We start from the raw sequence: 12,794 nt of genomic DNA, 5'->3' as shown, positions 1-12,794 counted from the left end.
GATGGCTGAGAACTACTGGGCGGACGCCGTGTACGGCACCCCGCCGCTCAACGGACTGGAGCGTTTTGATGCTTCGGCTGCCTTCGACTGGATGAGTCTCCGATTTCCGACCGCCGGCTCGAAGATTGACTGGCCCCGCGTGCCAGGCAGGCACGCGCATTTGAGGAGTTCCGACGAAGTGCGGCTGGCGGCGGCCGCGGCCGACGAGGTATGTCTGCGCGCACTCCCGGGTTCGACGGTCGAACATGTCGGTGACGGGCTCTCGCCCTTTGGGGTGCGTTTCACCGGCGCTTCCTGTGCTTCGGTGGTCGCTGGACTGCTCGAAATTCCGGAGCACCACTACTTCCTTGCTGCGGATCGGTCATGGATCGTGGCCGTCAGCACCGAAGGGGATCTCGACATCGTCGATCTCCTGCAAGGTGCGAATGACCGGCCGGGGGAGTCCGGCGATCAGGAGAGTGGTGTTTGAGTCCTCCGGCGCGGAGCTCAGTTCGCGCTGGGTGTCGAGGGCTCGCCCGCAGGGGCTAGTTGCTGGAGGGCGTCGCGGGGGCGGCTCCGAGACGGGAGATGCCCGGAGCGCGGCCTCCAGGTGCTGGCGGGCGCGGGCCCGCTCCCCGTGGTGCCGCAGCCGCTCGCCGCAGTAGAGCTGGATCCGTGCCAGGTCGAAGGGCCGGCGTTCGGCTCCCTCGACGGCCAGGGCCTCGCCCAGGCGCGGGGAGAGCGCGTCCAGCCCGGCCCTCTCGGCCGGGGCTCAGGCCGCCTGTTCCAGGGTGATGATCGAGACGTGGCCCTGGTTGCACGCCCCGTCGCCGGTCCTGCCCGGGCGCGGGGCACCGGCCTGGCGGGCGACACTGGCCAGGGTGACCACCAGGTCCGCATCGCTGTCGCCGTCCAGGAGCACGGTCACCCAGCCCGAGCCGGCCACCAGGCGCACTGCGGTGGAGTGCCCCAGCTCCTCGCTCAGGCGCTCGACCGCGGGCCGCCCCAGGTAGAGGTCCGCCTGGTGGGCGGTGTGGAAGTGGACGATCTGTACACCGTCGGCCAGCACCGCGGTTCCGGTGCCGCACGTGGCCGGGGCTGTGGACAGGCCCGGCCAGGTCATCAGGGTTTCGAGAGCGCGACGCGCTGATTCCATGCCGCCATCTTCATCTGTTCTCCCCGGCATGGCTACCCCCTTGTCCACTATGGGAGCCGGGGAGTTCAGCATTGCTACGGCTGCTCCTCCTCCTTGAGGAGGTCGAATTCCTCCAGGAGTCGGCCGACTTCGGTGGCCTCCAGTCGGTGCAGGAGCCGGGTGCGGACGAACGCGGGCCCGGGAAGGTCGAGTTCGGCGCCGTCGCGCAGGCAGCTCGCGGCGGCCAGCAGTTTGCGGATGTCGTAGGTGGAGTTGAAGACCTCCGGCACGCCGCGCTCCACGCCCAGTAGCTGGTAGGCGGCCTCCATGCCGGTGCGCACCGAGTACTCGGTGGTGAAGATGCAGTCCCGGCCGGTCTCGGCGAACTGGCCGATGAACGCGAAGTTCACCGCGCCGTCCGGAACGACGGCGGGGCGGTCGCCGGCCCGGCGGGGCAGGAAGAAGGCGGTGATGTAGGGCATCATCACCGGCACGCAGCGGGCGGCCTCGGCCGCCAGGAGGGGGATGTCCGCGACCGGCACGCCCAGGTGGTGGAGCCACTCCTGGGTGATCTCCTCGCCGGTGCACTCCTGCATCGGCTTCCTCACGTAGTCGCCGGGGCGGTCCACGAAGAGTCCGTACAGCCAGACCACGATCTGGTCCGCGGGCTGCTGCTTGAAGTGCGGCTGGCGGTTGACGGTCCAGCTCAGCAGCCAGTTGGAGTCGCGGGCGGTGACGATGCCCCCGGTGACCACGCCGCCGCTGAACGGGTCGCGCTTGGCGATCTTCTGGATGTAGCGGGGGATCCGCTCGTCCAGGGTGGTGACGGTGGCGGACTCCCACTTGCTCCGGGGGATGTGGCCGCAGAACACCTCCGGGTGCCCGAACGAGGGGTCCTTGGCGGCGATGCGGCGCCACAGGTCCCACGCGGGTGCGGGACCCTCGTTCAGCCGGGCCGGGGTGTCCTGGGACCCGTTGTCGGAGTTCTCGGTGAGCGAGCCGATGGTGGTGAACACCAGGTCGTCCTCGCCCAGGTCCACCCCGCCCGGCTGTTCGGCCTCCACCCAGTGGATCCGGGTCGCCTGCTTGCGCTGCGCGGTGAGGTCGAAGTCGATGTCGGTGACCTCGGTCTCGAAGCGGAACGTCACGCCCTGGTCCATCAGCCAGCGGGTCAGCGGCAGCACCATCGACTCGTACTGGTTGTACTTGGTGAACTTCAGCGCCGAGAGGTCCGGCAGGCCGCCGACGTGGTGGATGAAGCGGTGCAGGTAGAGCTTCATCTCCAGGGCGCTGTGCCACTCCTCGAAGGCGAACATGGTGCGCCAGTACAGCCAGAAGTTGCTGTCCAGGAAGTCGCGGCCGAACACCTCGTCGATCCGCCGGCCCTCCATCTCCTCGCGGGTGGCCAGGAAGATCTTGACCAGGTCCTTCTGGGCGCGGTCGTTCAGCGCGAACCGGCCGTCGGTCCCGGCGTCCTGGCCCTGGCGCTCGGTGACGCGCTGCAGCGAGCGGTTGGGGTCGTCCTTGTCCAGCCAGTAGAACTCGTCCAGCACCGACCCGTCGACCTCCAGCGAGGGCACGGAGCGGAAGAGGTCCCACAGGCACTCCATGTGGTCCTCCAGCTCGCGCCCGCCCCGGATCACGAAGCCCTTCCTGGGCTCCTTGATTCCGTCCAGCGCCCCGCCGGGCAGCTTGAGCCGCTCCAGGACGGTGATCCGCTCCCCGGGGACCTGCGCATCCCGTACCAGGAACGCCGCGCCTGCCAGCGAGGCCAGCCCGGCGCCGACGAACCAGGCGCGTACCCGGTCGGCCCGTTCGGGCTTGCGGGGCCGGGCGAAGGCCTCGTAGTTGCCGCTGCTGTAGTACATGGCTGCAACTCCCTGGACTGGTGGCGGCAGGCGGCCCGGGCGAGGGCGGCGTCGGCCCGGAACCGGTGGGCGCGCCGGGCGCCGTCAATACGCACGTCCAATACGCACGCCCAGCCAATTCACCATCATCCCCGGCCGTCGGCACGCCTGGTTGGGCCGTCCAGGGCACCCGGCCGTGAGCGGGCCCGTCGTGGGTGTGTGCGCCTCTCCGGCGGGCGAGCAGGCGAGCAGGCGGGCGGGCGGGCGAGCGAGCTGAGGTGTGAACAGACGTGTGAGCAGGCCGGCTCTCGGTCGCAGGACGGAGTCGGAGCCGTACCAGGGCCGGATGCCCCGGCGGAACCGGTCCGACAGGATGTGGTCATGGATCTCTCCGCGACGCAGCCACGGGCATCGGCCCCGCGCCTCTTCAACGACGACGACGTGCGCACCCACCTCGATCCGGCGACCGCCGTCCGGGCCGTGCGAGCGGCCGTGCTGGCACACCACGAGGGCACGTTGCAGGCGCCGCCCCGGGTTCGGGCCGACATCGGTGACGGGCACCTGGTCTTCACCGCCGGGCACCTGCGCGAGCAGGGGGTGTTCGGCTTCCGCGTGTACGACACCATCGTCGACGCCGAGCAGTTGGTCGTGGTCTGGGACGCCGCCGGCGGCGCGCTGCGGGCCCTGGTGCACGGGCGCGAACTCGGCGCGCGACGTACGGGGGCGCTGGGCGCCGTCGCCGTGGAGGCGGCGGCCCGCCCAGGGCCGCTGCGCCTGGCCCTGGTGGGAGCGGGCGTGCAGGCGTGGACGCAGCTGTGGGCCCTGCACGGGGTCCGGAAGATCGAGGAAGCCGTGGTGGTCGCCCGCCGCCCGGACCGGGCGGAGGCCTTCGCGCGGCGCGCCGCCGAGGAACTGGGTCTCCCGGTGCGGGCCGTCTCCACCGTCGAGGAGGCGGTACGCGAGCGGAACGTGGTGATCGTGGCCACCAACAGCACCGAACCCGTACTGGACGCGGGCTGGATCGGTCCCGGCACCCACGTGACGACACTCGGTCCCAAGAGCGCCTCCCGGCACGAGATCCCCGCCGCGCTGGCCGAACGGGCCCAGGTGATCCTCACCGACTCCCTGGCCCAGGTCGCGGGTTACCCCGAACCTCACCTGGTCGGGCCCGAACGGATGACGGAACTGGGCGCGGTACTCGCCGGGGCGGCCACCGGCCGGACCGGACCCGACCAGATCACCCTCTACTGCTCGACCGGCCTCGCCGGAACCGAGGTGGCCCTCGCCGCCGCGCTGTGCGCAGCGGTCCCGCAGCAGGAGCTGCCGTAGGAGTCGCAGTGGCAGTCGCAGTGGGCGTCCGCCCGGATCAGGTCCACTCCCAGCGGATGCCGACCACCCCCGGCGGCTGGTCCAGGCTGACCACGTGGGCGGTACCCGAGGGGCCGATCCACAGCGGTCTTCGCAGCCGGTCCTCGTCCTCCCCGCAGTCGCGCTCGAAGTGGTAGCAGTGCGCCGGCACCGAGAGCGGGTCGAAGTGCACCTGGAGGACGTACTCCCGCACCGGGGTCGCGAAATGCCGTCGTCCGTCGGTGGCGCCCGCTCCGTCGGGGAGCAGCAGCTCGTAGTCGAACACCGTCGTGTCGCCGGTGTTCAGCGGGGTGTCCAGGACGAGTTCGCCGAGCAGGAAGCCGGAGTCGGGCCGCTGCCGGATCCGGCCGATCCTGGCGTTGCGCACCGGGCCGAAGGCGGCCGGGTTCCGCGGGTCCTCGTCGGCCTGGAAGCCGACCACGCACCGGGAGACCCGGTCGGTGGTCGCCCGGACGACCTGGCGGACCCGCAGCAGGCGCCGGCCCTGCCGGGCGTCGACGTGGTACGAGTCGTGGATGCTCAGCCGCTCCAGCGACTCCGGGGGCGGGGCGTCCAGCTCCTCCAGCACCTGCAGCAGCCAGGGGTCGTCCGGCCAGAGCTCGTCGATGCGTCGGGCATCGTGCTTCTGGCGCTGCGCTGCCCAGCGGCCCCGGAGCCGGGGTGATCCGAGCAGTCCGCTGAGGGCCTGCTCGGGCAGGCCGAGGATCTCCTCCAGCAGCGCGACCGCCCGCAGCGAGACCATCCGCTCGGGCTGGCTGCGCCCCCGCCGCCAGTAGCTCAGGGTGGTGACGCTGACGGTGGCGCCGCGGGCGGAGAGCTGCTGCTGGAGGGTGTAGAGGCTCAGGCCGCTGGCCTCGATGGCGACGTGCAGCCCGTGGGCGAACGCGCCTCCGGCGGCGGCCGGGTGGCCGCCCTCCGTTGCCGGGGCGGAGGCCCTGGCCTCCTCCGGGGGCCGCTGTTCCGGCACCTCGGCGCGGGTTCGCAGGTCGTCCCGGTCTTGCTTCATGGAGCTGCCCCGTCTTGCCGACGTACCGCATCGCGCTGAACGCCACCATGCTGCACGCCGGAAAGCTGAATGTCATCTGTGAGTTGCCTGCCGGAGTCTGTGAGTCACGCCACGTTGTCGGTGCGCATAGCACACCGGAATTCCACCGCCCGTGATCAGTCAATTTCACTGAGTGGCCGAATTGATTCTGTTTATGAACTGTTTCTTAACATTTGAAAGTTCATGGACAAGTTATGGGCTCTGCCTTGCCAATGCCGCCGCCCGGTTCTGTCAGGTTGCGTTCGACGCTCCACGATCTGGAGTGCGAGGCCCTTTCCTGGTGTGCGGCCAGGACGAGGAGGATTCCTTGAAGCACCGTTACCTCGCGGCGGCGGCGGCGTTCGCGCTGCTCAGCCCGGCCATCGCCATTCTGGGCACACCCGTCGCCCAGGCTGCCACCCCCGCAGCGGCCGTGGTCCCGCTGGTCGGCAGCAGCTCGCCGGCCCTTGCCTACTCCCACCGGGTCGCCGCGCTGCCGGCCACCCAGCACCTCTCGATCGCGGTCTCGCTCAGACTGCGCGACGCCGCCGGGCTCAGCCGCTTCGTGGCGGCGGCCAGCACCCCCGGGACCGCGGCCTACGGCCACTATCTGACCGCAGCCCAGTTCAACGCCGCCTACGCGCCGACCCAGGCGCAGGCCGACACGGTCGCGGCGTACCTCAGGAGCAAGGGCCTCCAGGTCACCCGGGTCAGCGGCAACCGCGAGTCGCTCGACGCGACCGGTACCGCCGCGACGGTCAAGGCCGCCTTCGGCACCACCGAGAGCACCTACCAGGACCCCTACGCGCACCGCGAGTTCTACGCCAACGACCACGCGGCCGTGCTGCCGGCGAACATCGCCGGCCTGGTCTCCGCGGTGGCCGGCCTGGACGACCACACGGTGCGCACCCCCGACCTCGTCCGCAAGGCGAACGTCACCCCGCACGCCACCCCGTCCGGCGTGACGCCCAGCCAGATCGACACCGCCTACCGGATCAACAAGACCGGTGAGAACGGCAGCGGCGAGACCGTGGCGCTGTGGGAGTTCGACGGCTACAACGCCTCGGACCTGAGCACCTACAACTCGACCTACGGCCTGTCGGGTCCGGCGGCGACCACCGTCTCGGTGGACAGCGCCAACTACAACTCCAACCCGGGCCAGGGCGAGGGCGAGGTCGAGCTCGACAGCGAGGTCGTCCGCGCCGTGGCGCCCCAGGCGACCCAGCTGGTCTACGAGGCCCCCAACTCGGACCAGGGCGAGATCGACATCGCCAACGCGATCGTCTCCGCCGACAAGGTCTCGGCCATCTCCATCTCCTGGGGCTCCTGCGAGCAGGACACCACCCCCTCGGTGATGACCGCGGTCAACAACACCTTCGAGCAGGCCGTGGCCGAGGGCATCAGCATCTACAGCGCGGCCGGCGACGACGGCTCGCGCGACTGCACCGGCAGCACCAGCGGCTCCGGCGTCCTGGCCGTCGACTTCCCCGGCACCAGCGTCTACGGCACCAGCGTCGGCGGCACCACGCTGACCATGGGCAGCGGCGGCGCCTACTCCTCCGAGAGCGCCTGGGACACCAGCGGCGGCGGCGTGTCCACGCTGTACAGCCGTCCCAGCTGGCAGCCCGGCACCGGCACCATGCGCACCGTGCCGGACGTCGCCTCCAACGCCGACCCGAACAGCGGCTACGCCATCTACACCGGCGGGTCCTGGCAGCAGATCGGCGGCACCAGCGCCGCCGCCCCGCTGTGGGCCGGCTTCACCACCCTGTACAACCAGAAGGCCGCCGCCGCCAGCAAGGCCAACCTCGGCTTCGCCAACCCGGCGATCTACGGCATCGGCGAGGGCAGCGGCTACGGCGCGGCCCTGCACGACGTCACCACCGGCAGCAACCAGGACTACAACGCCGGGGTCGGCTACGACGAGGTCACCGGCTGGGGCAGCCCCATCGCCGACGGCCTGATGACGGCCCTGCTGGGCACCGGCGGCTCGACCGGCAGCACCGACACGGTCACCGTCACCAACCCGGGCAGCAAGTCCGGCACGGTCGGCACCGCGGCCTCCCTGCAGATAGCGGCGAGCGACTCGGCCTCCGGCCAGACCCTCAGCTACAGCGCCACCGGCCTGCCCGCCGGCCTGGCCGTCAACTCCGCCACCGGCGCCATCACCGGTACCCCGACCACGGCCGGCACCTTCTCGGTGACCGTCACCGCGACCGACACCACCGGCGCCACCGGCACCGCGTCCTTCACCTGGACCGTGGCCGCGGCCAGCTCCTGCACCGCCGCCCAGCTGCTCGGCAACCCGGGCTTCGAGACCGGCACCGCCTCCCCCTGGACCGCCACCTCGGGTGTCGTCAACAACGACACCAGCGACGAGCCGGCCCACTCGGGCAGCTGGGACGCCTGGCTCGACGGCTACGGCGCCGCCCACACCGACACCCTGACCCAGGCGGTCACCGTGCCGGCCGGCTGCCCCGCGACGTTCACCTTCTGGCTGCACGTCGACACCGACAAGACCTCCACCACCGCGCAGGACAAGCTCACCGTCAAGGCGAACTCGACCACCCTCGCGACCTACTCCAACCTCAACGCCGGCAACGGCTACGTCCAGGAGAGCTTCAACCTGAGCTCCTTCGCCGGTCAGAAGGTCACCCTGACCTTCTCCGGCGTCGAGGTCAGCGGTGCGCAGACCAGCTTCGTCATCGACGACACGGCGCTGAACACCTGACGCTTCCCGTCGCGGCAGGGACCGCACCGAGCCCCCGGCGCCAGCAGGCGCCGGGGGCTCGGCCGTTCCCGCCGGTCCGGGCCCGGCCCGGGACCGTCGGTCAGCGGAGCAGCTTCCAGCGCGCCTGTTGGGACTCGGTCTGATCGGCGGCGGACGGATCCGGGGGATTGTGCAGATGTCGGACCAGCTGGGCCAGTTCCTCCACCGGCCGGTACGCGGCGGCGGCGTGGAGGGTGGTCGCGGCCTGCGGGGCGCACAGCCTGGGGACGAGCGCGGCGACGTCGCCGACCGGGCGCAGGGTCGCGGCGGTCATCAGCAACTGCTGGACGTGGGCGGACTGCTCCTCCTCGGTCAGGAAGGTCAGCAGCTCCAGCAGGTCGTCGATCGGGCGCTGGAGGGCGATGGCGCGGAGCAGCGGACCGGCCCCCGGCTGCGGAGCGCCCTCCGCCCCCTGGGCCCCCGGGGCGCTCTGGACGTTCCGGACGGTCCGGACGTCGCGGTCGGCGGCGGGCGGGGGGACTTCGGCTGAGGAAATGGCGCGGGCCATCGGGTGCCTCCTGTTTCGGCATATGCCTTCGGCAAGTGAGGAGGCCGTTCTGCCCGGCCTCCACTCACCAGCCTGCGAGCCGCGCCCGGCAGCGCCACCGGCGTAGCGCATTCGGGCGACATCGGCGCAACACTGGTCCCGTGAGTCACACAGGTACCAGCAGCCCTCGGGCGGAAGGGACTTGTGCAGGCGCCTGCCGCGGCCCTCGGCGACCGGCCCGAGGACCCGCGCCCGAGGACCCGCGCCCGTGGCCCGCGACCGAGGCCCGCGCCCGTGGCCCGCGCCCGAGGACCCGCGCCCGTGGTCACAGTCCGCGCAGGGCGCCGCCGTCCACCGGGACCATCACGCCGGTGAGGTAGGAGGCGGCCGGGGAGAGCAGGAAGGCGGCGACCCGGCCGAACTCCTCCGGGCGGCCGTAGCGGCGCAGCGGGATCGCCTGCTCGTTGCGGGCGCGGGCCGCCCCGCCGTCGCTGCCCAGCGCGTCCAGCTCCTGGACCCGTTCGGTGTCGATCTGCGCGGGCAGCAGGCCGATCACGCGGATGCCCCGGGGGCCGAGCTCGTCGGCGAGGGCCTTGGCGGCCATGGCGAGTCCGGGGCGCAGTCCGTTGGAGATGCCCAGGGCGGCGATCGGCTGGCGGACGGTGCCGGAGAGCACGAAGCCGATGGCCCCGCCCTCGCCGAGGGCGGCGGCGGTGGTCCGGGCGAGCCGCAGCGCGCCGAGGAAGACGCTCTCGAAGGCGTCGCGCCACTGGTCGTCGGTGACGGTGCCGACCGTTCCGGCCGGCGGTCCGCCGACGCTGATCAGGATGCCGTCGAGCCGGCCGAAGTGCTGCCGGGCCGCGTCGACCAGCCGCTGGGCGGTGTCGGGGTCGGCGTTGTCGGCGGCGACTCCGTGGGCGGACCGGGGACCGCCCAGCTCGCCCACTGCCCGGTCGACCGCCTCCTGGGTGCGGGCGCTGACCACGACCCTGGCGCCCTCGGCGGTCAACTGCTGTGCGGTGGCGAAGCCCAGGCCGCGGCTGGCGGCGGTGACGATGTACACCCGCTCATCGAGTCCAAGATTCATGGACCCATTGTGCGCATGCGTCCCCGCCGGTCAGCGGTAGGCCGGGGCGGGTCAGTGCTGCCAGGCCCGGATCCAGTCGACCTTCATCGTCGCCGAGGTCACCCCGGCGGGCGGGGTGCGGGGGTAGCCGACGGCCAGGTTGAGCAGGATCTCCATGGGCACCTTCGGGATGCGGGCGGTGTCCGTCACCTGGTAGCGCTCGACCCCGTCGATGTACCAGGTGACCGAGTGCGGCTCCCAGTCCACCGCGAAGACGTGGTAGCCGGTGGTGTAGTCCACCGGTCCGTAGCGTCCGGCGGAGTGGACGTCCGCGCCGCCGGCGCCGGCCCAGTGCAGGGTCATCTGGATGGTGTCGGCGGAGCCGATGCCCTCCATGATGTCCAGCTCCGGCGGCGTGCTCCGGCTGCCGGACGGCATCAGCCAGAAGCCGGGGAACATGCCCGACTGGGACGGCAGTTGGATGGCGGCGGCGATGTAGCCGTAGGTGAGGGTGAAGCGCGGCTGCCCGTCCCAGTAGCTGCGGCCGGTGGAGACCATGCCGGAGGTCCACGAGTGCAGCTCCTGGTCGCTGCCCCAGGTGGGGGTCTTCCGGGCGGACAGCAGCAGCGCGCCGCCGGACTCCGACACCTGCTGCGGCTGGTACCACTCCAGTTCGTGCTGGCCGGCGTTGGTGCAGCCGTCGTCGTTCCAGTCGTAACAGGTCACCCAGGAGTCCTGGTTCAGCTGGTCGCCGGCGAAGTCGTCGGCGAAGACCTGGTGCCAGGGCCCGGCCGTGGTCGGGCCCTGGCGCAGCACGGCGGGGGACAGCGGGGTGGGGGAGGGGGCGGCGCTCGGCGGCGCGGAGGAGGAGACGGCGGGCTTGGCCGCGGGTGTCGGCGTGCCGCTCGGGAAGCCGGGGGCGACGTCGGTGCCGGTGGTCAGGCTGCTGCAGGCGGTGGTCACCAGGAGCAGAGCGGCGGCCACCGCCACGCGTGGACGAATTCCGGACACCGGCGGTCCCCCTGACCCCTGTTCGAACGGCTGGCCCACTATGGGTCTGCCCTAGCATGTCCCGCATACGCCCCAGGGACAACAGTCGAACATCAGGGTTCCGAGCGGCCGCGGAAGGGCTGTCAGACGACGGCGGCGAGCAGCGGGACGATCCGGGCGATGCCGTAGGGCAGGCTGAGCACGGTGGACGCCGAGATCGCCATGAAGGCGTCGACGTCCTCGACGAAGACGTAGCGCCCCTGCTTCACCACGTCGAGGCTCTGCAGCACCTTGTCCTTGGCGAAGGCGGCCTTCGACCCGGCCGTGCCGTAGCCGCCCACCAGCATCACGTCCGCCTCCAGCAGTGCGGCGTTCTCCGGGCTGACCTCGGCGTAGAACTGACTGCCCGCCGCCTTGTCCACGGCGGGGGAGACGCGCAGCCCGAGGGAGGAGAGGAACCGGCCCCGGGTGTCCTCGCTCGCATAGGCGTTGTGGTTCCCCGGGCCCATGTAGGTCATCGCGGTGACGGTCTTGCCCGCGAAGCCGGGGTGGGCCCTGCGGGCGGCGGCGAAGGAGGCGTTCACCCCGTCGACGAGCTTCTGCATCTGCGGCTTGCGGCCCATCGCCTCGGCGATCATCAGCGAGGCGACGTCCCAGGGGGTGCCGTAGTCGACGTAGCCCTTGCCCTGGGCCACGGTCGGCGCGATCCGGCTGAGCTTGCCGAAGTCGCTCTGGGTGATCCCGCTGTCGGTCTCCAGGACCAGGTCGGGCGCCAGTGCGGCGATCTTCTCGAAGGGGACGGAGTCGTCGGCCCAGATCTCCGGGTGCTGACCCTGGAGCGCCGACAGGGCCCACGGACCCACGCCCTGCTTCCACTCGGGGATCCACTGCCGCAGCCCCAGCGGGACCACGCCGAGGGCGAGGACGGCGTCGTGGTCGTTGTAGCCGTCCGAGACGATCCGGCCGGGCGCCCTGGTGACCGTGGTGGAGCCGTACTTGTGGGCGACGGTGGCCGGGAGGGCCCCGGCCGCCGGGGCGGCGCCGGACGGACTCCCGCCGCCGGCCGTGCCGTTGCCGGTGCTGCCGGTGCCGCCGCTGCCGCAGGCGGTGAGTCCGGCGGCGGCGGCGAGGCCGGCCCCGCCGAGCAGCAGGGAACGGCGCGAGGGGACGAACATGGGGACCTCCGGCGGGAACTGGCGGACTGCCAGGGAGCGCTCCGACGCGGCGCTCTTACCTGGCAGGGTACTTAGGTAAGGCTATCCTAACTACCTTGCGCAGCTCCAGTCACACCGGTACTGACCTGCGCTGCCGTGCGGCCGGGACCACCAGCGGGGTGCCGCTCTCCGGGTCCTCGATCACCCGGCAGCGCAGCCCGAAGACCTGCTCGACCAGGTCCGCCGTCACGATCCGGGCCGGTTCGCCGGCCGCCACCACCCGGCCGTCGCGCATGGCGATCAGATGGGTCGCGTACCGGGCCGCCTGGTTGAGGTCGTGCAGCACGGCGACCAGGGTGCGCCCGCCGGTCTCGTGCAACCGGGCGCAGAGGTCCAGCAGTTCGACCTGGTGGGCCAGGTCCAGATAGGTGGTCGGCTCGTCGAGCAGCAGCAGCGGGGTCTCCTGGGCCAGGCACATCGCCAGCCGGACCCGCTGCCGCTGACCGCCCGACAGCTCGTCCACCGGCCGGCCGGCCAGCTCCTGGACGCCGGTCGCCGCCATGGACTCGGCGACCACCTCCTCGTCGCGCGGCGACCACTGCCGGAACAGGCCCTGGTGCGGGTAGCGGCCCCGGGCGACCAGCTCGGCGACGGTGATCCCGTCCGGCGCGGTCGAGCTCTGCGCCAGCAGGCCCAGCTCCCGGGCGACCTGGCGGGCCGGCAGCTCGGTGATCGCCCGGCCGTCCAGCCGGACCGATCCCTGAGTCGGCTTCAGCATCCGCGCCAGGGCGCGCAGCAGGGTGGACTTGCCGCAGGCGTTGGGGCCGATGATCACGGTGAAGGAGTTGTCCGGGACGGTGACGCTCAGGCCCTCGGCGACCTGGCGCCCCCGGTAGCCGAGGGTGACGTCGTGCGCGGCCAGCCGGGTCGCGGGCCGCGGGAGCGGGACGGAGGGCATGGGTCTCCTCGATGTA

Annotated in this window: 11 protein-coding genes; 3 read left to right on the top strand and 8 right to left on the bottom strand. The window is 71.9% G+C overall.

The features are described from left to right. Position 1: 1 nt before the first annotated feature. Positions 2-469, top strand: coding sequence for a hypothetical protein (locus BS75_RS16665; RefSeq protein WP_034088800.1), 468 nt, complete (start codon positions 2-4; stop codon positions 467-469). A gap of 282 nt (positions 470-751) precedes the next feature. Here the strand turns inward: BS75_RS16665 and BS75_RS16660 are convergent, their stop codons facing one another. Both BS75_RS16660 and BS75_RS16655 read right to left on the bottom strand, forming a co-directional pair. Beyond that, complete coding sequence (locus tag BS75_RS16660) at positions 752-1,135, bottom strand: luciferase domain-containing protein (protein WP_034088799.1); 384 nt, start codon at positions 1,133-1,135, stop codon at positions 752-754. A 74-nt stretch (positions 1,136-1,209) separates the two neighbouring features. Next, the gene (locus BS75_RS16655) at positions 1,210-2,982 is read right to left on the bottom strand and encodes an oleate hydratase (protein ID WP_034088798.1); all 1,773 of its coding nucleotides are present in this window, start codon (positions 2,980-2,982) and stop codon (positions 1,210-1,212) included. A 360-nt stretch (positions 2,983-3,342) separates the two neighbouring features. On the opposite strand from BS75_RS16655, the gene BS75_RS16650 reads away from it, so the two are divergent. After that, positions 3,343-4,290: an ornithine cyclodeaminase family protein gene (locus BS75_RS16650; RefSeq protein WP_042439481.1), complete on the top strand. Its 948-nt coding sequence runs from the start codon at positions 3,343-3,345 to the stop codon at positions 4,288-4,290. Positions 4,291-4,327: 37 nt separating this feature from the next. On the opposite strand, the gene BS75_RS16645 is transcribed toward BS75_RS16650, so the two are convergent. Further along, complete coding sequence (locus BS75_RS16645) at positions 4,328-5,335, bottom strand: hypothetical protein (protein ID WP_052069474.1); 1,008 nt, start codon at positions 5,333-5,335, stop codon at positions 4,328-4,330. 346 nt (positions 5,336-5,681) lie between these two features. Between BS75_RS16645 and BS75_RS16640 the strand changes: the two genes are divergently transcribed. Then, a complete protein-coding gene (locus tag BS75_RS16640; protein ID WP_052069473.1) occupies positions 5,682-8,084 on the top strand; it encodes a protease pro-enzyme activation domain-containing protein in 2,403 nt (800 codons plus the stop codon). A 100-nt stretch (positions 8,085-8,184) separates the two neighbouring features. On the opposite strand, the gene BS75_RS16635 is transcribed toward BS75_RS16640, so the two are convergent. From BS75_RS16635 to BS75_RS16615, 5 genes are all read right to left on the bottom strand, one after another. After that, positions 8,185-8,631, bottom strand: coding sequence for a hypothetical protein (locus tag BS75_RS16635; protein ID WP_034088797.1), 447 nt, complete (start codon positions 8,629-8,631; stop codon positions 8,185-8,187). 304 nt (positions 8,632-8,935) lie between these two features. Next, entirely contained in the window at positions 8,936-9,697 is a 762-nt protein-coding gene (locus tag BS75_RS16630; RefSeq protein ID WP_034088796.1) for an SDR family oxidoreductase, read from the bottom strand. Between the two features lie 51 nt (positions 9,698-9,748). Beyond that, positions 9,749-10,687: a glycoside hydrolase family 16 protein gene (locus tag BS75_RS16625; protein ID WP_152646069.1), complete on the bottom strand. Its 939-nt coding sequence runs from the start codon at positions 10,685-10,687 to the stop codon at positions 9,749-9,751. A gap of 122 nt (positions 10,688-10,809) precedes the next feature. Further along, the gene (locus BS75_RS16620) at positions 10,810-11,841 is read right to left on the bottom strand and encodes an iron-siderophore ABC transporter substrate-binding protein (RefSeq protein ID WP_034088794.1); all 1,032 of its coding nucleotides are present in this window, start codon (positions 11,839-11,841) and stop codon (positions 10,810-10,812) included. A gap of 109 nt (positions 11,842-11,950) precedes the next feature. Next, complete coding sequence (locus BS75_RS16615) at positions 11,951-12,778, bottom strand: ABC transporter ATP-binding protein (RefSeq protein WP_034088793.1); 828 nt, start codon at positions 12,776-12,778, stop codon at positions 11,951-11,953. Positions 12,779-12,794 lie beyond the last annotated feature (16 nt).

Origin of the sequence: Streptacidiphilus albus JL83 (genome assembly GCF_000744705.1) — a bacterium.
GTDB classification, from domain to species: Bacteria; Actinomycetota; Actinomycetes; order Streptomycetales; family Streptomycetaceae; genus Streptacidiphilus; species Streptacidiphilus albus.
Note: the sequence above shows the minus strand (reverse complement) of the source record. Positions and strands in the feature narration are given on the sequence as shown.

Excerpts from the sequence above, each read along its gene's own strand:
- BS75_RS16665 (WP_034088800.1), top strand. The coding sequence starts at position 2 with ATGGCTGAGAACTACTGGGCGGACGCCGTGTACGGCACCCCGCCGCTC.
- BS75_RS16660 (WP_034088799.1), bottom strand. The coding sequence starts at position 1,135 with ATGGAATCAGCGCGTCGCGCTCTCGAAACCCTGATGACCTGGCCGGGC.
- BS75_RS16655 (WP_034088798.1), bottom strand. The coding sequence starts at position 2,982 with ATGTACTACAGCAGCGGCAACTACGAGGCCTTCGCCCGGCCCCGCAAG.
- BS75_RS16650 (WP_042439481.1), top strand. The coding sequence starts at position 3,343 with ATGGATCTCTCCGCGACGCAGCCACGGGCATCGGCCCCGCGCCTCTTC.
- BS75_RS16645 (WP_052069474.1), bottom strand. The coding sequence starts at position 5,335 with ATGAAGCAAGACCGGGACGACCTGCGAACCCGCGCCGAGGTGCCGGAA.
- BS75_RS16635 (WP_034088797.1), bottom strand. The coding sequence starts at position 8,631 with ATGGCCCGCGCCATTTCCTCAGCCGAAGTCCCCCCGCCCGCCGCCGAC.
- BS75_RS16630 (WP_034088796.1), bottom strand. The coding sequence starts at position 9,697 with ATGAATCTTGGACTCGATGAGCGGGTGTACATCGTCACCGCCGCCAGC.
- BS75_RS16620 (WP_034088794.1), bottom strand. The coding sequence starts at position 11,841 with ATGTTCGTCCCCTCGCGCCGTTCCCTGCTGCTCGGCGGGGCCGGCCTC.
- BS75_RS16615 (WP_034088793.1), bottom strand. The coding sequence starts at position 12,778 with ATGCCCTCCGTCCCGCTCCCGCGGCCCGCGACCCGGCTGGCCGCGCAC.